The following is a 20,722-nucleotide window of genomic DNA, read 5'->3' on the forward strand; positions in this document are numbered from 1 at the left end:
TTTTATGATATATGTGGAAAATAAAGATTTAGTTATTCCTGGTGAAGTATTGGCAGATGATGAATACTACTCAGGAAGAGGTACCTTTAAAGAGGATGGTAAAATTTGTTCTTCTTTAATGGGACTAGTTTCTTTAAGGAATAAAAAAATTAGAGTTATTCCTCTTAAAAGTAAATATGTTCCTAAAAAAGGAGATGTAGTTATTGGTAAAATTAAAGATGTCAGGTTCTCTATGTGGGATGTAGATATCAATTCACCATATTCCGGAATTTTACCTGCTTTTGAAGTGTTTGGAAGAGAGAAAAAAGAACTCAATAAAGTATTTGATGTTGGGGATGTTCTATTTTTAAGAGTTGTTGATGTTGACGAAGTTAAAAAAGTCAAACTTGGATTAAAAGGTAGAGGAATGGGTAAATTCAGAGGAGGAATAATTGTAGATATTACTCCAACTAAAGTTCCTAGACTGATTGGTAAAAAAGGTTCTATGATCAACATGATTAAGGATAAAACCAATTGTAAAATAATTGTTGGTCAAAATGGCCTTGTTTGGGTCAAAGGTGATGAAGATATGGAACAGCTTACTAAAGAAATTATCCATATGATTGAAGCTGAGGCTCATACTTCCGGTTTAACAAATAAAGTTAAAAATAAACTATATTTAGTTATTGATGGTGAATTGCCACAGGAAGACGATTATAGTGATGATTATGAAGAATTGGAAAAACCTAAACTTCAAAATTTCAAAGAAGAATTAGAACAGGAAGAAAAAGAGGAACAATCAAAAAAAGACAGTACTGATTTTTATAAAGTAATTGAAGAATTAAAAAAGAAAAATAAAAAGGATAAACATTTGTCCTACGGCAATAATTCTGGCAATTCTTATATATTAAATAACAGATAATTCTTTGATGATTATGAGGTTGATATGATGTCTGAAATGATAAGAGAGGATGGCAGAAAGTATAATGAATTACGTCCTATAAAAATTGAAGCAGGTGTTCTTGAACGTGCAGACGGATCTGCTTATTTGGAAGTTGGTGGAAATAAAATTTTAGTAGCAGTGTACGGACCTAGAGAATCATATATCAGAAGATTGCTTGAACCAAATACTGGTGTAATAAGATGCAGGTATAATATGGCTCCTTTTTCTGTTGATGATAGGAAAAGACCTGGACCAGACAGAAGATCTTCTGAAATTTCCAAAATTACTGCTGATGCATTAAGACCAGCTTTAATGCTGGAAAATTATCCTAGGTCTATGGTGGATATTTACATTGAAGTAATTGAAGCTGAAGGAGGAACACGTTGTGCTGGAATTACTGCAGCTTCTGTTGCACTTGTTGATGCCGGAATTCCTATGAAAGATATTGTTGTAGGATGTGCTGCAGGTAAAGTAAATGATGAAGTTGTTCTGGATTTATCTGAAGTTGAAGATAAGGAAGGACAGGCTGATGTTCCTATAGCTATGATGCCAAGAACTGGTGAAATTACTTTATTACAAAGTGACGGTGATTTATCTCAAGAGGAATTTGAAAAAGCAATTGATTTAGCTATGGAAGGATGCAGGAAAGTAAATGAAATCCAAAAAGAAGCTTTAATGAAAAAATATTCTGCTGAGATGAGTGATTAATATGGTTGAAATTGTACCTGAAATTACAAAGGAAAGTATAATTAATCTTGCTGTCAATGATAAAAGGGAAGATGGCAGGGAACTTGATGAATATAGGGATATTTCTATTGAAACCGATGTAATATCCAAAGCTGAAGGTTCTGCAAGAGTTAAAATAGGAGATACTCAGGTTATTGTCGGTATCAAACCGCAGATTGGTGCACCATTTCTGGATACTCCTGATTTAGGAGTTTTAATGACCAACTGTGAAATGCTGCCAATGGCTGACCCTACTTTTGAACCGGGACCACCAAGTGAAGATTCAATTGAACTTGCACGTGTTGTTGACAGGGGAATTCGTGAAAGTGAACTTGTTGATTTGGATAAGTTATGTGTTGAAGAAGGCAAACATGTTTGGATGTTATTTATAGACTTGCATATTATAGATAACTGTGGAAATCTTTTTGATGCCTGTGAACTTGCTGTAATGGCAGCTTTAAAAAGCACTAAATTACCATCTGCAAGTGTTGCTGATGATGAAGTTGTATTTGACTATGAAAACACTATAGATTTACCTATCAATAATGAAGTAGCTATGTGTACTTTTGTTAAAATAGGAGATAAATTGATTTTAGACCCTACTTTAAATGAAGAAAAAGTAGCTGATGCTCGTTTAAATGTAGGTGTTACTAAAGATGCTAAAATTTGTGCTATGCAGAAAGGCGGAATTTTACCGTTAACAAAAGAAGACATATTTTACTGTGTTGATAAAGCAATTTCAAAAACAAAAGAATTAGTTGAATATCTTTAAATGTCTGTTGGACGATTAAGATTTCTAAATTCTTTTTTTAATAATTTTTTATTGTCTATTAATATAAATTTCGTATCTATTTTTTCTATCAGTCCCTTAATATGCAGTATATCATTGGATACTAACTCTTCAATTTCAGGAATGATATTTTTACTGTAAATTGAATGGAGAGGTTCACTTGTTTTTAATCTATTTTCATTGTCATGATACGGAACAATGGCCTGATACCTTGAGTCCAATTCATTAAAAATATTTTCAATTAAATTTTCTGTTACATAGGGGCTGTCACAAGGCAGTATTAAGGCATAATTGGAAGTAATGTGCTTCAGCCCGGTCAATATTCCGGACATCGGCCCAATATTTTTTATTTCATCTTCCGCAAAGGTTACTGTAAAATTATAATCTTCCTTTTTGATGAAATTTTTATATTTGTCAATACGGTCTTTATTGTTTAAAACAATTATCACTTCATTTATTTCATTATTTAAAGTTGAAAGGACATGATTAATCATAGGTTTGTCCTGAATAATCATAGATCCTTTGTCCTGACCCATTCTTCTGCTTTGCCCGCCACATAAAATGATGCAGGAATGATGTTTTTTACTATTCATAATGCATTTTCCTAATCTTTTATATAGACATCAGCATCTTCATCAAATGGATTTGTACGGATAATTAATGAAATCATATATGGGTAATGGGTATTAAGGTATTTTAAGTAATAGAGCCATTCATATATTAATTTTGAATAAATCCTTTTGATATCTCCATTTAAATGATTGAAATCAGTATCTGTAATCTGATTCAAATCAGGTCTGTGTTCTAATTCTTCATCAAGGTGCAATATTGAAATCAATAATCCTGAAAACTCCTCTTTTTCAAATAACTGTGGATTGTTGATTAAGTTAATTAAAAATTCTCTTTTGGATTTCAGTAATGTTCTAAGATTTATTAAGAATTCTGCTCTTTTGTCACCTTCAATATCTACATTAAAGTCAATATTTGCATTTTTTAATTTTTTCAGCTGTTTGTCGTATTCTTCATCATCCCAATTAGGAATAGCTTTTAAATAACTGGTGCTAGCTTTAAATTCATTTGCACTGCTGAATTCTTCTATTAATTCATTACCTATTTCAGTAAAGAAAGTGCTGATAAGCATATCCAATTTTTCATAAATAGCTTCTTTTTCTTTTCTGCTCATTATATCTTCAAGTATAAATGCAACAATAATAATGTCTATAGGAATAAATCCGATGTGGAGCCAGACATATGAAACAATACTGTGTGTGTCTTTTAGGACAAGGTAATTGGTTCCAAAAATAACAATAGCTGCAATAATCATCAATATTGAAAATTTTATTTTCCATTCTCTTTTCATTTTATAATCTCCAAAAAATTTTTTTATCTTTTACTTGCACTAATGACAGCTATTGGATTTTCACTTATCATCATAACCCCGCGATCAAGAACTCTCCCCTTTGAAATATTAATTTCCATGATTTTAGGATTGTAATTCAGCTTCTTTAATTTGTTTATAGCTTCTATTTTAGTGTCAACAAGAATAGCTGTAATGATTATTCTTCCTTTTGAATTTAATTTGGAATCTATAATTTCCAAAATATCTTCAAGTTCCCTGCCGCTGCCTCCAACAACAGCTATATCTATATTGTCAATATTTTTTAGTGCATTGCTTCCGGAATCATTTATTAACTCTACATTATCTCCTAAATTAAATTTTTCAAGATTTTGTTTGGTAACGCTAATTGCTTCCGGATTTGTATCAATGGATGTTACTTTTTTTGCTCTTTGGGCAAATTCGCAGGTAATTCCTCCAGTTCCACAGCCGACATCTACCACATTGTCATCAGATGTTACAGCTGATTTATATAATATGATTGCTCTTATGGCTTCTTTGGTAGGGCCGGGAACATCACAAGTTTTAATAAAGTCCATATCATTTAACATTTATTCCCACCTTTTATAGATGTTATTTTCAATATTCAGTGAATCCAGGATTTTACCTACAATAAAATTAATCTGATCATCAATGGTATCACTGTCAGAGTAAAATCCAGGCATTGCAGGTAAAATCACAGCTCCTTCTTTTGATAAATTCAGCATATTTTCGAGGTGTATGCTTCTGAGAGGTGTTTCACGGGGAACAATAACTGTTTTTCTTCTTTCTTTTAAGCTTACGTCAGCTACTCGTGTAATGGTGTTAGATGCATATCCGTTAGCTATTGATGATAATGTTTTCATGGAACATGGTACAATAGCCAGTCCGTCAAATTTAAATGATCCGCTGTTGATTGATGCAGTTAAATCGTCAAATTCATAATAATTGTCTGCTAAACTGATTATCTCTTCAATTGATTCTTTTACTTCATGATTTATTACAGTTTTAGCAGCATCACTTATAATTAAGCTGTTTTCAATATTTAGTTCATTTAGAGCTTTAAGTAATCTAATTCCATAAATTACTCCGCTAGCTCCTGTAATTCCAACTACTATCATATTATTCTCCTAAAATAGTTTGATTTGGTCATAATGAATGCCATGGAATTTATCCTTATTGATTTCAGGTAAATCCAGGTAGTTTTCTAATTTAAGTTTTTCAAATTTAGCTTTATCCTCTTTTGGTACATAAACACTGATATCCGGAATGTTGAATCTTGCTTTACTTAGTGCTCCAACAATATTTGAAATTTTAGTTAAAGGATATAATTTTCCGTCAACACTTACCTGTGTTTTCATTTCATCAAAACGGGGATATTCAGCTATATTGATAGTTATATAATCTTTATCCATATCAAAATCATAAGCTATTTCCTCTTCAGCTTTCCTTAGTGTTTCCTGTGAGGTTTTGTATAATTTTTCAGGATTTTTAAAGTTTTCCAGTCTGATAACCTTTACCCGTTTAAATAAATCCCTGTTGTCCAGACGGGTAATCATATCCCGTACAAATGGGTTTTCACTGTTTCTGTAAATGCTGACCATATCCATATCATCATATTTGTACATGTCATTTTCGTCTATTTCTTTTGAGTTTATTAGCTTTTTTAAACCTCTTCTAAACATTGAATTGGCAATACGTGTTGTATGATGTTGATATACACTTGGATACATGAAATATCTAGATACTAAAGCTCCTTCAGCAGCCTGAACTCCTTTTATGTCTAATACTAAGTTTTTGGTTAGTTTCAGATTAGAGATTATTCTTTCATAATCAATGACTCCGTAAGCTACTCCGGTATTATATGAATCCCTTAAAAGATAATCCATTCTGTCTACATCCAATTCTCCAGACACAATCGGACCTAATTTGCCTTCTCCGGAGATTATCTTATTTATTTCTTTAATATCAAATTTTTCTTCCAGATAATCTCGCATTGATGTTTTGGAAATAACATACTTTGTTAATTCTTCATGAGGAAATGACAATACTCCTTCAGACACATGTGAAAAAGGACCATGTCCAATATCATGAAGCAGAGCAGAGATTCTAACAAGTTCAATTTCATCTTTACTTAGCTCTAATTCGTTAGCTAATTTGGATCCAAGATTCATTGTTCCGATTGAATGCTCAAAACGGGTGTGATTTGCACCAGGATAAATTAAGTTAATTAATCCTAATTGTTTAATTCTTCTTAAACGTTGGAATTGAGGCATGTCCAATACTTTTTGTTCAAATTTGTTTAAGCTAATGTCTCCATAGACACTATCTCTAATGAATTTCTTTTTTTCACCCATTATAATCACCAATTTGAATATTCATTCCATAAATCACTTAAATTTTCTTTTGTATTATTTAAAATGTCAGTAATATTTGTATCATCAATCCAATTTGTTTTGTTGGTTAAATTAGTATCATTAATAATTTTAGGTTCCGGGATGTATGTAGGAACATAATCCACTTTTTGAGGTGTGAAATTATCATCTTCAATAGCTAGCAGAGTATTGTCATTGGGATTTTCTATTAAAATAATATTTGCAGCTATTGAACTTGCAGCAAATGCAATAATTGCAACAATAAAAAACACAATTAATTTTGCTTTTGTTTGCCCTCTCATAATAACACATTTTTTCTTTTTGAATTTGCAAATTTAAAGTTTTCTTTTATTTAATTTTAAAGATTAACTGTTATTTATTTATATATTTATATATTATTAATATTTTTTATTGAATTTTTTTAAAGCATCATATTTTTTTGAGATCCATTTTACCAAAACCTTTATATACCTGTAAGTTCAACTACTATATATCGGAAGAAGGATTCCGACTTCCGACTTCCGTTCAATCAAAATTCATAAAAATTTAAAAAAATAATTTTGATTTATTGTTATTAATTTATTTAAAAAGAGAAAAGATATAATGGATATATTTAGCGCAGGAGATACAGCTTGGGTTCTTGTTTGTAGTCTTTTAGTACTTTTAATGAGTATTCCGGCTGTCGCATTCTTTTATGGTGGTTTAAGTAAACGTAAAAATGTTTTAAATACTATGTTTTTAACCTTTATCGCATTTTCAATTGTAAGTGTTATTTGGGTTATCTTCGGTTATCAGTTTGCCTTTGGAACTCCGTCACTAGGAGGATTTATAGGAAGCCCTTCCAATTTCTTCTTAAGTGGAATCGGACTTGATGATTTAAGCGGAACTATTCCAACACTATTGTTTGTTATGTTCCAACTTGCATTTGCAGGTTTAACAGCAGCATTGATTTCTGGTGGTGTTGTTGGAAGAATGAAAACAAAAGCTTGGGTAATTTTCATCCCGATTTGGGCTTGTCTTGTCTACATCCCTATTGCTCACTGGGTATGGGGTGGAGGATGGTTAATGAATATGGGAGCACTTGATTTCGCAGGTGGTACTGTTGTACATATTAATTCAGGGGTTTCTGCATTAGCTATCGCACTTGTATTAGGTAAAAGAAAAGACATTTCATTATTACCACATAACTTAGGATATGCAGTATTAGGTGCAGCACTTCTATGGTTCGGATGGATGGGATTCAATGGCGGATCCGGTTTAGGTGCAAATGGTCTTGCAGCAAATGCAATTATTGTTTCAAACGTTGCAGCTGCAGCTGCTTTAATCGTCTGGACTATATTAGATACAATTGTTGTTGGTAAACCAACTGTTCTTGGTGCAATTTCCGGAGGAATTGCTGGTTTAGTAGCTATTACTCCAGCAGCAGGATTTGTTGATGTTCCTGGAGCATTAGTAATTGGTGCAGTAGCTCCTTTAGTATCTTACTTTGCAATTTACTACTTAAAAGCAAAACTTGGTTACGATGATGCATTAGATGTATTTGGTATACACGGTATGTCCGGTATATGGGGAGCAATTGCTACTGGTATCTTTGCAGCACCATACATTAATGAAGCAGCAGGATTATTATATGGAAACCCATATCAGGTTGTAATACAAGTAATAAGTGTAGTAGCTACTATTATTTACGCATTTGTAATAAGCTATGTCTTAGCTAAAGTACTTGATAAAGCTATGGGTGGTATCAGAGTAGAAGATGAAGATGAAGTTGTTGGATTAGATGCAAAACTTCACGAAGAATCTGCATATAATTTTAACTAGAAGGTTTTAAAATGAAAAGTATTGTTGCAATTATTAGACAGGAAAAGTATCAGGACGTTAAAAATGAACTTACAGCTGTTGGCTGTCAGGGGATGAATGTTTCTGAAATTAAAGGAAGAGGCAGTCAAAAAGGTATCAAAGAATCATATAGGGGATCCAGTTACTGTATTGACTTAATTCCAAAAACACGTATTGAAATTGTCACAAAAGATGAAGGTGTAGATACTATTGTTAAAGCCATCCAAAAAGGTGCAAAAACAGGTAACATCGGTGATGGTAAAATCTTCATTTACCCGATTGACAATGTAATAAGAATCAGAACCGGTGAAGAAGGAGACAGTGCTGTATAAGCACTTTTCCTATCCTTATTTTTTAATATTTTATAACTACACCATAAATATCACTTGAATCAACCCATGTACTTATTCCTTTTGTTTCATATAGAACACCATTGATTTGACTGTATTCTACATTTTTATTATCACTTACAAGGTGAATTTGATTATCATTAACCTGGTCAACTCTTTTTATAATGTTTCCATATTCTGAAGAATTGGCAACTACAATATCTCCAATATGAACATTTTGTGTTTTATTAACTAAAACATTCTGTCCGTCCTGCAGGGTTGGAAGCATGGAAGTTCCATCAACCTGAAAAATAACAGGAACATTATTTTCGCCTAAAGAAGAATCAATATTGATATTGGAGGTATCAAGGCCATGACTTAAGCATATGTCATGAATTCCTGATTTTAAAGTATCTATATTTGTGTTTGGTCGGTTCATTGATTCAAGAGCATAGTTACAAATTTCATTGTTAAGTTCATCAGTATTAATTTCAGTGTTTAATTCGGGATGTGTTGATGCAGTTACATTTTCTCCATCTATATAAACATCAACAGAACCAGTATCTTCTGTTAAAAATATTCCTAAAAAAATAGCTAAGATAACTATTAAAATAAAAGCTAAAATACATTTTTTAGCCATTCTAATCACCTATTCTATAAGATTTAAATCCATATTAAGCAATGATTTCATGGTTTCAATATCAATTTGCCCCGGGGCGGTTACATCTCGTCCTGCAGCAAAAGTAATTGGAGAATCAAATTTGGAAGCCATAACTCTAGTGTAGCTGCCTAAATCACTCATTGAAATAGCTATTGTATTTTCACAATGTGAAAGAATAGCTAATATTTTTAAAGTATCATCCAAATCATTAGGCATAAAAGCTACTTTAGCGATATCTCCAAGTTTATGTTCTTTTTCAACAATATACATGATTTCATTAATTTCAGGAGTTTTATGAAAATCATGATATGAAACAATGGTAGTTACTCCGGTATCATGTATCTGTTTTATATATTTATCATCACTTTGAAGTTCAATGTCCACATAATCAACTAAAGGAGCACATTTTAATAAAATATCAACTCTTTCTTCTTCTGTTCCTTTAAAAGAACCGCCTTCAGATGAAATTCTATTGGTAGCTATCATTGGAAAGTTGATTTCTTCAATGATTTCCTGTATATCTTTAAAGTTAGGATTGTCCAGTGCATCTATTCTAAATTCAAGTACATCAGCACCTTTTTCAATACAATCTTCAGCTACTTTAATTACATCTTCCTTTTTTGCTTGAAAAATGGGTATTGCTATTTTAGTTTGTGGATACATTAATTATATTTTTTGAGTGATGTTATTAATTAATTTTTTCAATTTGAAGATGGGACACGAACTCACTAATTTTTAAATTTTTTTTACTTATTTTTCATTTAATTTTATATACTATGAAGTACAATCTATTATTATAGATATAAGTCTTTGTGGTTGTTTTATTTATGGTTTTAAGAGATGATACTATTAATCAGACCATGTTAGTGCCTATGGACTTGAGGAAATTGATTCCAAAAGACCATCCGTGTTATTTTATTAAAAATGTGGCTGATTATATTGATTGTTCCGAAGCGAACCGTGAGTTTGCTGATACGCCTGGTGAATTTGCTTATCCTCGTGAATTATTACTTAGGCTAGTTTTGATGAGTGTTTTTGATGGAGGACTATCATCACGTGAGATTGAGCGAAGAACCCAAACGGATGTTGGTTATATGTACTTAGCAGGTATGCAACATCCTAGTTATCGTACAATTTTGAGATTTAAGCGCAATTATTCTAATCTGATTGATGAAGCTTTTAAAATGACTATAAAAATTGCAACCGAAGAAGATTTAGTTAAAATCCATCATGTAAGCGTTGATGGAACTAAAATAAAATCAAAAACATCAATTAACAAATTAACAAACAAACAGCAATTAAAAATAATGAAACAACATCTTGAAAAAAGCATTAAACTAGACGAAGAAGAAGACGAAGAATTAGGTGAAGAATCCGGGAATTCTGTTCCAGAAACATTAACTGATGAAGAAAAATTCAAAGAAATCTTTGAAAAAGTCAATAAATCTTCCAAAGATGATAGAAACAAAAATAAATTAAGAGCTTCCAGCAAAAAGCTCTTAAAACAAGCAGAAGAAAATCCCGAAAAAATTCTCAAAAAGGTCGAAAAACTTGAAGAAAAACTCAATGAATCTGAAAAAGACGTGATTAGCATAAATGACCCTGATGCAAGGTTAATGAAGAATAAAAAAGGACGATGGGAATTTGATTACAATGCACAAATCGCAGTAGACGAACACAAAGGAATAATAATCGCATCACACGTTACCAATAATCCAAGCGATCATCACGAACTTATTCCAGCAATAGAACAAGTAAAATCAAATCTAAGCGAAATATACAATGAAACACCATCTAATTTCCAAGTAAGCGCTGATAATGGATATTCCACAGACATAAATGCAGAATATCTCGAACAAGAAGGTTTAGATGGCTACATATCTTCACGAAAACTCTCACGAAAAGAAAAAAAATACAATTTAACCGAAAAACCATTTTCCAAAGATAATTTCAATTACGATAACGAAATAAAGACATATATTTGCCCATTAGGACAACCATTGTACTGTGTGAAAGAATACGAATACAAAAACAAGCCAAGAATTGCTTATTGGACAAAAGAATGCAAATACTGTCCAATACAAGAGTATTGCGCAAAAAGCCAACGATATAAAACGATTAGTGATTATGGAAATCCCTCCAAAATCAGAATGCAACGGAAAATGGAAACTCCTGAAGCGCAAGAAATCTACAAATTAAGATCAAAAACAGCTGAATTACCATTTACAAACATGAAACAAAACATGCACTTAACAGAATTCACAACAACAGGATTAAAACAAGTAAATACTGAATTCAAACTATACGCAATCGGACATAACCTAAAAAGAATCTATAATGAAATAATCATGAAAAATAACTAAAAAATAAGAAACAAACATAAATTTTTCTAGAAATAGAAATTCGTTAAATTTTGCGTCCCATCTTCAATTTTAAAAAAAAGAATAATAGGGTTTTAATAACCCTTTTTTAAGATATTTTTATTGTGTTTCCTGTTTGGAAGTCGTTCCAGTAGGAAGTTATGATGTATTCGCCGCTCATTAACCTGATTCCTAAGCTTGCAATACCGTCTTTATTAGTAACTTTGTGATAGAAGACACCGTTTACGTTAAATGATACTTTTTGGTTAGCTAATGGTTTACCTTGACCATCTAAAGTTTGTGCAGTGAAATTGCTGCCGTCAAGGTACTTCATGGAGAGATCTTTTGTTACTAAAGTTGGCAATACATTAACTTTGTTTCCAATATCAAGTCCTTCATACATTGTTGTAATAGTATATTCTCCCGGTCTTAAAGCAATTCCCAAGCTTGCAACACCATTTTCATCTGTTTTTTTGTGATAGAACACACCGTTGATGTTAAATGTTACTTCTTTGTTTACTGCTAAAGATCCGTCTTTATTGTAGACAGTTGCTTCAAATCTAGAAGCATTTAAGTAATATTTGGTTAAGTCATTTTGCATGATTAATGATTTTACAGTTATGTTAAATCCTTTTTCTTCACCTGTTACAGGGTTGTAAGCAGTTAAAATGTAAGATCCAGGTCTTAACATAATGCCTAAATCAGCCATACCATCTTTATCAGTCTTTTTGGTATAGAAAACACCATTAATATTAAATTTGATTTCTGTGTTAGCCAGTGCTTTTCCAGTGCTGTCAGTAAACTTAGCATAGAATCTGGTATCATTCTGATACATTTTAACTAAATCTTTACTTATAATAGTTGGATTAATAGTTACAGTAATGTTTTTAGAAACTGCATTATACTTATCTGAACCTTTATATGAAACAGTAGCTTTGTACACATTAGACGCTAAGTTTAATCCCATGGAAGCAGTACCGTTAGCATCAGTGGTTTTATTGTAAGTTTGACCATTGATGGTAAAGTATAATGTAGCATTGACTATTGCTTTTCCTTGGAAATCTGTTAATTTAGCAACTAAACGTGTTCCGTCATGGTAAATCATTACAACATCATTAACATCTAAGTTTACATTTACATTTGGAATTACAGTTATGTTTCCTTTTTTAGTTATGGAATCATATTTAGCATCACCAGAGTAAGTTGTAGTGATATTATGATTTCCAGCACTTAATCCAAAAATATTTACTTTTGCAATTCCATTAGTTACATTTGCAGTGTATTTTTTACTGTTGATTTCAACAGTGACTGTTCCAGTTGCATCTTTAGGTAAAACCACACTAATAGTGGAGTTTACTCCTTCTTTAAATTCAGGAACAGTAATGTTCATGTTATAGTCTGATATTTTGGATACTGTGAATTTGGTTGTGTTTTGATTAGGATTATAATTGTTGTCTCCAGCGTATTTAACAGTTACAGTGTAATTGTTTGCTTTAAGATCAGCTATTGTTTTAACTGCTTTACCATCTACAATATCTACAGTGTAATCTTTACCGTCAACAGTAATAATTACATTGCCGGTGGCATCAGAAAGCACATTTACGGTTACTGTTGCGTTTTCACCGACTTTTATGTCATTAACATTAACAGTGATATTTGAATCTGCTTTAGCTACAGATATATTTTTAGTAATTTCAATAGGTGTGTATTTGTTATTACCTGTATATTTAACAGCAATTGTATAATTATTAGCAGTTAAATCTTTAACAACTTGTGTAGCTTTACCATTTTTAATAGTTACTGTGTAATTTTTGCCGTCAACTGTGATAATTACTTCACCAGTAGCATCAACAGGTAAATTAACTTCAACAGTTAAATCTTCACCAAATATTATATTATTAACTGTGATATTTAAATCTGGAGTTAATTGGGAAACTTTAAATACTGCAGTAGCCATACCCTGAGCTTCATCCCCTACAAATGATGCAGTAACATTATAAGTGCCTACTGCCAAATCAGAAATGGTAAATATAACAGTTCCGTTAACATTATTTTTAGTGTAGTTTTTATTATTTACATTAACAGTAACATTACCAGTTACGTCCGCCGGTAAAATTACACTAACAGTAGCATTTTCACCACAAATAATATCATTGGCTGTTATGTTAAATTTTAAATCAAGTTTGTCAACTGTAAATGTTAAATTATCTTTAGAGGGGATATAGTTTTTATCTCCTCCGTATCTTACTTTAATGTCATAAGTTCCCGGCATTAAAGTAAGTTTTAATGTTGCTTGTCCATTTTCTATTTTTTTTAGATATTCTTTTCCTTGGAATGTAAATACAACATTTCCAGTTGCATCGGGGTTAATTGTTGAAATAATAGTTACATCGGTTTTATTTATTTCTTTTACACCTAGTGTAAGTGTTGTGGTGTTTCTAGAAGTTATTGTTATGTTTTTGGAAGTTTTGTATCCTATTGTTGAAATTATATGGATTAATGTTTCTTTTTGAGTTATATTTAATTTAAAAGTAGGTTCGGGTCCAAATTCCTTTTCAAATACTTCATTTACATATAATTTGTAAAATGTTTTATTTAGAATATCTTTGTCATATCCATCAGGATTTTCCAGTTCTATGATTACTTTAAATTCACATTCTTTGTTTATTTCAATGTTTGAATGAGTTGGAACAATATTGAATGTTTTAAGTTTGATAGTTGAATTTAAGTAAGTATTATTTTTAAGAATTGCAGTTGTATTTGTACCTGTTTTTAATTTTATTGTTAATGTGTCTGCAGCACTAGTATGATTTATGAATGTATTGTTGATTAATTCAATGTCAGGATCATCACCATATCCTTCTACATAATATGCACATATTGCCTGTCCAATTGAAGCACTGTTATTGATAAATTTTGTATTATGTATTATTAATCCTCCTTCATCCATAACAGATATTGCACCTCCACGTCCGGTATTTTTACATATGTTGGCATTGTTTTCAAAAAGACTGTTGTTTATGGTTATGTAATATTTTGTAAGATAATCACATGCTCCAATTGCTCCTCCACCATTGTTGGTTGTACAATTGTTGCCTGTAAATGTTGTGTTGTAAATTTGTAAGTAACTGTAGGTGTATAATGCTCCACCGTTCCAACCTGCCACATTGTCTGTGAAGTTGGAGTTGTATATTGTTGTATTTGCTCCACCGTGAGTATGTATTGCTCCAGCCCACCAAAATGCACTGTTTTTGTAAAATGTGGAATTTTTAACTATTAATTGTCCACAATTGTTGATACATCCAGGTTCTACATGTGCATAGTTGTCTTCAAAGTAGCAGTTTTCAACTAACATTCCTGCAGTTGTACAGTTTTTTGTAGGGTCTTCTGCCGGGTCGTATATGCTTAAAACTCCAAACTCAGTAGTTATGTTTTTAAAACTGCAGTTTTTTACAGTTGCATATCCGCGTTTTAAATAATAAACACATCCGTGACCTGTTCCACTGTTAATATTATAAAATGTAGAATTTTCAAGTAAATTATCCTTTGAATTTCCTCCCATTTGTATAAACATACCACTTTCGGCAGGTATATTTTTTTCAAGATCCATCCATTTAAAAGTAGTATTTAATATTTTTAAACTGATTTTAGAATCATCTTCAGTTACTATTGGTGTATAGTAAATGGATATTGGGTTAGGGTTTGTGTCTCCAAAATAGGACCCTTCGCTACCGATGATTGTAACATTATTTTTAACTATAATTTGTTGGCTATAATCAGTTCCATTATCCGGATAAAAATTAGTATTTTCTTTCAGATGAATTATATAATTTTTATCTGATTTTTCACAATATGTTTTTAGTTCGTTCCAATTATTTGCATAAACTGTGTTGCCGGTATCTGTTAGAATACTCTGATTTTCATTATTTATGCCTGTGATTTCAGCAGAATATGTTTCCATATCTGTATCGTTGCTTAAATCACTTGCACTTGCACTGCTTATTCCACAGATAAATGCAAATAATATAAGTAATATTAATAAGGGCTTATATCTCATTTTTATCAGCTTTTTTAATCTATTTCTTTATAAAATACATTTTAATTATCTTAAATTATATTTTATATATAATATTTTATAGTTTGAAGTTTATTTAATCTTTTCTCTTTTAATGGCCGAATTTTATTTTAAAAATTGTTTGGTTTATTTTTTCTAGTTTAAATGGAAGTGTTTAAATAGGATTTATTTTCATATTATTAATTAGTACATCATATTTTAATTTTAATAAAATTAAACTGATGTATTGTCTTTGGTGATTAAAGATGAAATTTAAGAAATTTATTTTAATCACAATGATGTTTTTAGTCATGTTATCAGTAGGTGCTGTTAGTGCTGTTGATGATGTAAACTCTACAGACAATGTCTTTGTAGATGGAACTAATGATATTAGCTGTGATTTACAAAATGAGTATAATGATGTTGAACAGGTAAGTAATGATTATGTGATTGTAAATAGTTCAAATTATTTGAAGTACTTTGATGAGAACGGAACTTTAAAATATAATGATGATTTGTGTTTTATGGGCAATTTCAGCAATCTTAGGTTTAGTTCTTTTGTAATTGATAAGTCTATTGGTCTTGATTTTAATAATGCTAATTTTAATAATATTGGTTTTACTCTAAAAGCGAATGATTTAACTTTAAAAAATGCAGTTTTTAATTATGATGTAAGTGGAGGTAGTGTTATTTCACTAGAAGGTACATCAAATGTAATTATTGATAATGTTACAATTGATTATAAAACTTCCTCTGATTCTAATTCATATGCTGTTGATTTAATTAATTCCAATAATGTTCAATTATTGAATAATAATATTCGTTATTTTACTAATGTTACCAATACAAATGTTTATAATTATGTTATTAAAGTGGTTGGGGGTAGTAATAATTTAGTTAGGGGAAATAAAATTAATGCATTTCTTCCTTTGAAAGATTGTGATTTTAGCATACCTTTCCCAAATACTGATATTGATTTAGTTGCAGGTGTTGCTGTCCAGTCATCAAATGGATTTAAATTTTTAAACAATGAATTAAATGTATCAGTTAGTGCAAGAGACAGTAATTTGTTTTATCCTACTTTAGACTCTTTTTTAATGGTTGAATCAAACAATTCTGTTGTTGCAGGCAATAATATAATAGAATTAGATTCAACAACAGAAACTGGGTCTGCTAATTATTTGTACGGTATTGATATTTATAAATTAAATAATATTTCAATTTGGAATAATACTGTTAAAATGAATACTAATGGTGGAAATATTATTGTAAATGGATCAGGTAGTGCATATCCAGTTCAAATTACAGGACCTATTAATGATTGTAATATTTACAATAATACATTAATTACATACAATAATGGTCCTAATCTGGGAATTTATTCTCAAAATTTCTATGGTGCAACTTATTTAAATATTTATAATAATTTTATTAATGTAACCGGAAGTGCTGCTCTTCATAATTGGGCATTAGTTTCAGGTATGGAATTACAAGACACCTTTGATATAGTTCATGATAATATTATTTATGTTACAAATAATGGTGATTATGCTGACTCCAATAATATTTATGGTATTAGTTATTCCCAATCAACTTCTTCATCTCATTCTTTTGATGTATATAACAATACTATTTTTACAAATGGTAATTATGCTGTTTATTTAAATGGAGTATCCAATACTAATGTTACAAATAATGGATTGTCTGCTTATATTAAAACTGGAAATGATGCAGTTTATATTGCTGGAAGCAATAATAACATAAATGGCAATTATAATCCTAATCCAACTTCTAATAATGATGTTTTAAATTTACCTATTTTGAAAGCTAATTTTAGAAATGAAATTATTTCAGAATCTGAAAATAGTGAAAAAATAGTGTATGTTGCTGTGAATAAAAACATTACTGCAGATGGAGGTAATGGAAGTATAGAAAATCCATTTAATACTTTAAAAGCAGTTAATAATTATATTGTGAATAATCCTCATAGAAATTATATTATATATTTTATGGGAGGATATTATATAATTCAAAATAATGATTATTTGTATGCTGATACAACAATGAAGGGTTATAATGTTACAATTAAACCATATAATAATGAAAAAGTAATTATATTCAATAATAATGATGGTCCATCTAGATTCATAGATTTTACTGATGTGAATACTCTTAACATTTCAGATATATATTTTGAAAAGTTTGGTGTTGGCTTCATAAGTTTTGGTAGGTATGGAACTAATTATGTTGATAATTGTACTTTTAAAGATTATAACTGGGCTTCTTCAATGTTTGTTACTGTGAATAAACTAATTGTAACAAACTGTAATTTTATTAATATTTCTGGTTCAATTTTTGTAGAAACCATGAAAGCTAGTAGATATTTTAATGAGAATATTACAATGAACTATTGTAATTTTATTGATATAACCAGCAGTAATTGGTTTCGACCAAAGAACAATAATTTTTTAAATTTGAATAATTGCTGGTTTGGTTATAATAATGTTAATATTAATAATGCTAATGTAATTGTTTCCAATAATGCTTTATTTAGCATATCTGAAAATCAAATTGCACCTGGATTATTTGAAATTACTGGTAAATTGATGTGGAATGATACTACAATGGATGGTATTGATAAGTTAGGTTTAAAAACTGTTTATCTGTCATCTCCTTCTGGAAATTTCAGTGACAACAATCCTGTTTTGAAAAATGGTACTTTTACTGTAATTTATAAAAGTGATTCAACTGCCCATAATATAACTGCTGTTTTAGATAATGAAGTTCAAAATTTATTATTTAATGAAATTAACATGTCTGTAGAAACAACTGATATTGTTTGTGGTGAAAATGCTACTGTTAGTGTAATTTTACCGGCGAACGTAACTGGTAATGTTACTGTTAATGTAAATAATAAAAACTACACCAAAAACAATGTTAACAGAACTGTTATATTTACCATTTCTGATTTGGCAGTAGGCACTTATAATGTTACTGCATCATTTGTAGGGGATGAAGCTCAGGGTATGGCTACTGCAGTATTTAAAGTTTCCCAATTAACTCCAGATTTAAATATCACAGTTAATAATATAATATTTGGTGAAGATTTAACTGTTGAAGTTAATTTACCTGCTGATGCTACTGGTGAAGTAATTATCACAGTTGACGGCAAAAATTACACAGTAACTATTAAAAATGGTAAAGCTACACAAGTTGTTAAAGATTTAACTGCTAATAATTATACAATTGCTGTTAAATATACAGGTAATAACAAATACACACCTATTGAAATTACTAAAAATATATCTGTAGCTAAAGCAGATGCAAATCTTGATGTATCTATTGCAGATGTTGATTACAAGAACATATTCACTATTGAAGCTGTTTTAATGGGTATTAATGGTGTTAAATTAACTGGTGATGTAATTATTAATATTAATAATAAATTATACACTGTTAAAGTTGTTGATGGAAAAGGCACTACTGCAGGTGATGCATTAGCTGCAGGTACTTATAACTTCACTGCTACATGGACAGGAAATAACAACTATAACAATATTAAGTCTGAAGGTGTTTTCAAAGTTAACAAAATAGATTCAAATATAACTGTTAATGCTGATGATATTAAAGTCGGTGAAAATGCAACAGTAACCGTAAATGTGCCTTCTGATGCCACCGGCAATGTAATTATTACTGTTGACGGTAAAGATTACACTGTAGATATTGTAGATGGTAAAGCAGTTAAAACAATAGCTGATCTTAAAGCAAACAATTACACTGTAACTGTTAAATACGCTGGAGACAACAATTATAATCCTAATCAAAACACAACCAAATTCACAGTATCCAAAATATCAGACTATAACATGAACATTACTGTTCCTGAATTTAAAGAAGGAGTAAACTCCACTATTAGTGTGGTTTTACCTAAAGATGCAACTGGAACAGTCACTGTTGAAATCAACAGTAAAAAATACACTGCAAATGTAACTAATGGAATTGCAAAAGTAAATATTTTTGGATTAAGTGCTGGAAATCATAATATCACTACAACTTACTCTGGTGATGCTAAATATGATTCCATAACTAAAAAAGGAAACATAACTGTAATTCCAAATGTAAATGTAAACTTAGATGTTAATGATGTTGTAATGATTTACCATGACGGAACACGTTTAGTTGCTAAATTAACAGATTTCCAAGGAAAAGCAATAGTCAATGCTACATTATACTTTACCATCAATGGTCAAACTTACAATAAAACCACTGATGCTAACGGTACTGCTTCCATGGGATTAAACTTAGTATCTAATGTTTATCAGGTTACTGTTTCATATAACGGTTCAGAAATACATGATAAAGTAAGTAAGAATATTACTGTAACTATTAATCCGACTATTATAAGTAAAGATTTAGTTAAAATGTATCAGGATGATACCAGATTCTATGCTAAGTTTACTGACAGCACCGGAAAAGCAATAGCTAATGCAGAAATCAAATTTAATATTAATGGTGTTTTCTATACCAAAAAGACTGATAAAGATGGTATGGCTGATTTAGGTATTATGTTAAGACCTGGAAATTACATTTTAACTGCTTACAACCCGTTAACCGGTGAAGAAAAAGGATTTAACATAACTGTAAAATCATTAATCGTACAAAGTGATTTAACCAAATATTACTTAAATGCTTCTAAGTTCCAAGCAACTATCTACAACAAAGACGGATCTTTAGCAGTAAACAAAGAAGTAACATTTAACATCAACGGTGTATTCTATCACAAAAAAACAGATGAAAATGGTGTTGCAAGCTTAGGAATAGCTTTAAGACCTGGAGAATATACTATTACAACAATGTATGATGGTTTGGATATTGGAAACAAAGTTAATGTATTGCCAACTTTAGTAACAAAAGATCTCTCTATGAAGTACCTTGACGGCAGCAATTTCACTGCACAAACTTTAGATGGTCAAGGTAAACCATTAGCTAACCAAAACGTATCATTTAACGTAAACGGTGTCTTCTATCACAAAGTTACTAATAAAGACGGTATTGCAAGCTTAGGAATCAGATTAATGAGCGGCGAATACATCATAACTTCCTACTGGAATGACTTCCAAACAGGAAACACAATAAAAATCAGTTCTTAAAGAGAATTCATAATTCTCTTACTTTTTTTCTTTTTTAACTACTTAAAATTAACAACTTCTTTTAAAAAGGAGTATGCTTTGATTTTTTAATATTTTTTTGACACACGATTTTTTCGGTTTTAAAGGCAATAATATTAATTG

Annotated in this window: 16 protein-coding genes; 7 read left to right on the forward strand and 9 right to left on the reverse strand. The window is 30.5% G+C overall.

Features of this window, described 5'->3' with window-relative positions:
• Positions 1 to 4 precede the first annotated feature (4 nt).
• From rrp4 to rrp42, 3 genes are read left to right on the forward strand one after another with little or no spacing between them, the layout of a single operon-like run.
• Complete coding sequence (rrp4, locus tag ACMC9J_RS08065) at positions 5 to 901, forward strand: exosome complex RNA-binding protein Rrp4 (protein ID WP_427003201.1); 897 nt, start codon at positions 5 to 7, stop codon at positions 899 to 901.
• Between the two features lie 24 nt (positions 902 to 925).
• Positions 926 to 1,630: an exosome complex exonuclease Rrp41 gene (gene rrp41, locus ACMC9J_RS08070; RefSeq protein WP_019264163.1), complete on the forward strand. Its 705-nt coding sequence runs from the start codon at positions 926 to 928 to the stop codon at positions 1,628 to 1,630.
• Position 1,631: 1 nt separating this feature from the next.
• Positions 1,632 to 2,420, forward strand: a complete 789-nt coding sequence (rrp42, locus tag ACMC9J_RS08075; RefSeq protein ID WP_427003202.1) for an exosome complex protein Rrp42 — start codon at positions 1,632 to 1,634, stop codon at positions 2,418 to 2,420.
• On the opposite strand, the gene ACMC9J_RS08080 is transcribed toward rrp42, so the two are convergent.
• The 6 genes from ACMC9J_RS08080 to ACMC9J_RS08105 are packed head-to-tail and all read right to left on the reverse strand — an operon-like array spanning position 2,417 to position 6,490.
• Positions 2,417 to 3,031, reverse strand: a complete 615-nt coding sequence (locus ACMC9J_RS08080; protein WP_019266209.1) for a molybdenum cofactor guanylyltransferase — start codon at positions 3,029 to 3,031, stop codon at positions 2,417 to 2,419. The genes rrp42 and ACMC9J_RS08080 overlap by 4 nt on opposite strands.
• Positions 3,032 to 3,042: 11 nt before the next feature.
• Positions 3,043 to 3,798, reverse strand: a complete 756-nt coding sequence (locus ACMC9J_RS08085) for a hypothetical protein (protein ID WP_019264160.1) — start codon at positions 3,796 to 3,798, stop codon at positions 3,043 to 3,045.
• Between the two features lie 23 nt (positions 3,799 to 3,821).
• Positions 3,822 to 4,385, reverse strand: coding sequence for a precorrin-6Y C5,15-methyltransferase (decarboxylating) subunit CbiT (gene cbiT / locus ACMC9J_RS08090; protein ID WP_019266208.1), 564 nt, complete (start codon positions 4,383 to 4,385; stop codon positions 3,822 to 3,824).
• Complete coding sequence (locus tag ACMC9J_RS08095) at positions 4,386 to 4,934, reverse strand: UbiX family flavin prenyltransferase (RefSeq protein ID WP_303999691.1); 549 nt, start codon at positions 4,932 to 4,934, stop codon at positions 4,386 to 4,388.
• 9 nt (positions 4,935 to 4,943) lie between these two features.
• Positions 4,944 to 6,170 (reverse strand): HD domain-containing protein, encoded by a 1,227-nt coding sequence (locus ACMC9J_RS08100; RefSeq protein ID WP_427003203.1) that lies wholly within the window; start codon positions 6,168 to 6,170, stop codon positions 4,944 to 4,946.
• Between the two features lie 5 nt (positions 6,171 to 6,175).
• Positions 6,176 to 6,490, reverse strand: a complete 315-nt coding sequence (locus ACMC9J_RS08105; protein WP_019266205.1) for a hypothetical protein — start codon at positions 6,488 to 6,490, stop codon at positions 6,176 to 6,178.
• Between the two features lie 301 nt (positions 6,491 to 6,791).
• On the opposite strand from ACMC9J_RS08105, the gene ACMC9J_RS08110 reads away from it, so the two are divergent.
• Together ACMC9J_RS08110 and ACMC9J_RS08115 are read left to right on the forward strand one after the other, a co-directional pair.
• Positions 6,792 to 8,009 carry an ammonium transporter gene (locus ACMC9J_RS08110; protein ID WP_019264155.1) on the forward strand — a complete coding sequence of 406 codons (1,218 nt, stop codon included), beginning with the start codon at positions 6,792 to 6,794 and terminating at the stop codon, positions 8,007 to 8,009.
• A gap of 11 nt (positions 8,010 to 8,020) precedes the next feature.
• Complete coding sequence (locus tag ACMC9J_RS08115) at positions 8,021 to 8,359, forward strand: P-II family nitrogen regulator (RefSeq protein ID WP_011953770.1); 339 nt, start codon at positions 8,021 to 8,023, stop codon at positions 8,357 to 8,359.
• 22 nt (positions 8,360 to 8,381) lie between these two features.
• Here ACMC9J_RS08115 and ACMC9J_RS08120 read toward each other — a convergent pair whose 3' ends face one another.
• Both ACMC9J_RS08120 and aroD read right to left on the reverse strand, forming a co-directional pair.
• Positions 8,382 to 8,996 carry a S24/S26 family peptidase gene (locus ACMC9J_RS08120; RefSeq protein WP_427003204.1) on the reverse strand — a complete coding sequence of 205 codons (615 nt, stop codon included), beginning with the start codon at positions 8,994 to 8,996 and terminating at the stop codon, positions 8,382 to 8,384.
• Between the two features lie 9 nt (positions 8,997 to 9,005).
• Positions 9,006 to 9,680: a type I 3-dehydroquinate dehydratase gene (gene aroD, locus ACMC9J_RS08125; RefSeq protein WP_427003205.1), complete on the reverse strand. Its 675-nt coding sequence runs from the start codon at positions 9,678 to 9,680 to the stop codon at positions 9,006 to 9,008.
• Positions 9,681 to 9,844: 164 nt separating this feature from the next.
• Here aroD and ACMC9J_RS08130 point away from each other — a divergent pair, with 164 nt between their 5' ends.
• Positions 9,845 to 11,380 (forward strand): IS1182 family transposase, encoded by a 1,536-nt coding sequence (locus ACMC9J_RS08130; RefSeq protein WP_427003206.1) that lies wholly within the window; start codon positions 9,845 to 9,847, stop codon positions 11,378 to 11,380.
• 106 nt (positions 11,381 to 11,486) lie between these two features.
• On the opposite strand, the gene ACMC9J_RS08135 is transcribed toward ACMC9J_RS08130, so the two are convergent.
• A complete protein-coding gene (locus ACMC9J_RS08135) occupies positions 11,487 to 15,434 on the reverse strand; it encodes an Ig-like domain repeat protein (RefSeq protein ID WP_427003207.1) in 3,948 nt (1,315 codons plus the stop codon).
• A 263-nt stretch (positions 15,435 to 15,697) separates the two neighbouring features.
• On the opposite strand from ACMC9J_RS08135, the gene ACMC9J_RS08140 reads away from it, so the two are divergent.
• Positions 15,698 to 20,581, forward strand: a complete 4,884-nt coding sequence (locus ACMC9J_RS08140) for an Ig-like domain repeat protein (protein ID WP_427003208.1) — start codon at positions 15,698 to 15,700, stop codon at positions 20,579 to 20,581.
• Positions 20,582 to 20,722: the final 141 nt, after the last annotated feature.

The sequence above is a fragment of the Methanobrevibacter intestini genome (assembly GCF_047402955.1).
Taxonomy (GTDB): Archaea; Methanobacteriota; Methanobacteria; order Methanobacteriales; family Methanobacteriaceae; genus Methanocatella; species Methanocatella intestini.

Coding starts and splice junctions, on each gene's coding strand:
- rrp4 (WP_427003201.1), top strand. CDS start 5: ATGATATATGTGGAAAATAAAGATTTAGTTATTCCTGGTGAAGTATTG.
- rrp41 (WP_019264163.1), top strand. CDS start 926: ATGATGTCTGAAATGATAAGAGAGGATGGCAGAAAGTATAATGAATTA.
- rrp42 (WP_427003202.1), top strand. CDS start 1,632: ATGGTTGAAATTGTACCTGAAATTACAAAGGAAAGTATAATTAATCTT.
- ACMC9J_RS08080 (WP_019266209.1), bottom strand. CDS start 3,031: ATGAATAGTAAAAAACATCATTCCTGCATCATTTTATGTGGCGGGCAA.
- ACMC9J_RS08085 (WP_019264160.1), bottom strand. CDS start 3,798: ATGAAAAGAGAATGGAAAATAAAATTTTCAATATTGATGATTATTGCA.
- cbiT (WP_019266208.1), bottom strand. CDS start 4,385: ATGTTAAATGATATGGACTTTATTAAAACTTGTGATGTTCCCGGCCCT.
- ACMC9J_RS08095 (WP_303999691.1), bottom strand. CDS start 4,934: ATGATAGTAGTTGGAATTACAGGAGCTAGCGGAGTAATTTATGGAATT.
- ACMC9J_RS08100 (WP_427003203.1), bottom strand. CDS start 6,170: ATGGGTGAAAAAAAGAAATTCATTAGAGATAGTGTCTATGGAGACATT.
- ACMC9J_RS08105 (WP_019266205.1), bottom strand. CDS start 6,490: ATGAGAGGGCAAACAAAAGCAAAATTAATTGTGTTTTTTATTGTTGCA.
- ACMC9J_RS08110 (WP_019264155.1), top strand. CDS start 6,792: ATGGATATATTTAGCGCAGGAGATACAGCTTGGGTTCTTGTTTGTAGT.
- ACMC9J_RS08115 (WP_011953770.1), top strand. CDS start 8,021: ATGAAAAGTATTGTTGCAATTATTAGACAGGAAAAGTATCAGGACGTT.
- ACMC9J_RS08120 (WP_427003204.1), bottom strand. CDS start 8,996: ATGGCTAAAAAATGTATTTTAGCTTTTATTTTAATAGTTATCTTAGCT.
- aroD (WP_427003205.1), bottom strand. CDS start 9,680: ATGTATCCACAAACTAAAATAGCAATACCCATTTTTCAAGCAAAAAAG.
- ACMC9J_RS08130 (WP_427003206.1), top strand. CDS start 9,845: ATGGTTTTAAGAGATGATACTATTAATCAGACCATGTTAGTGCCTATG.
- ACMC9J_RS08135 (WP_427003207.1), bottom strand. CDS start 15,434: ATGAGATATAAGCCCTTATTAATATTACTTATATTATTTGCATTTATC.
- ACMC9J_RS08140 (WP_427003208.1), top strand. CDS start 15,698: ATGAAATTTAAGAAATTTATTTTAATCACAATGATGTTTTTAGTCATG.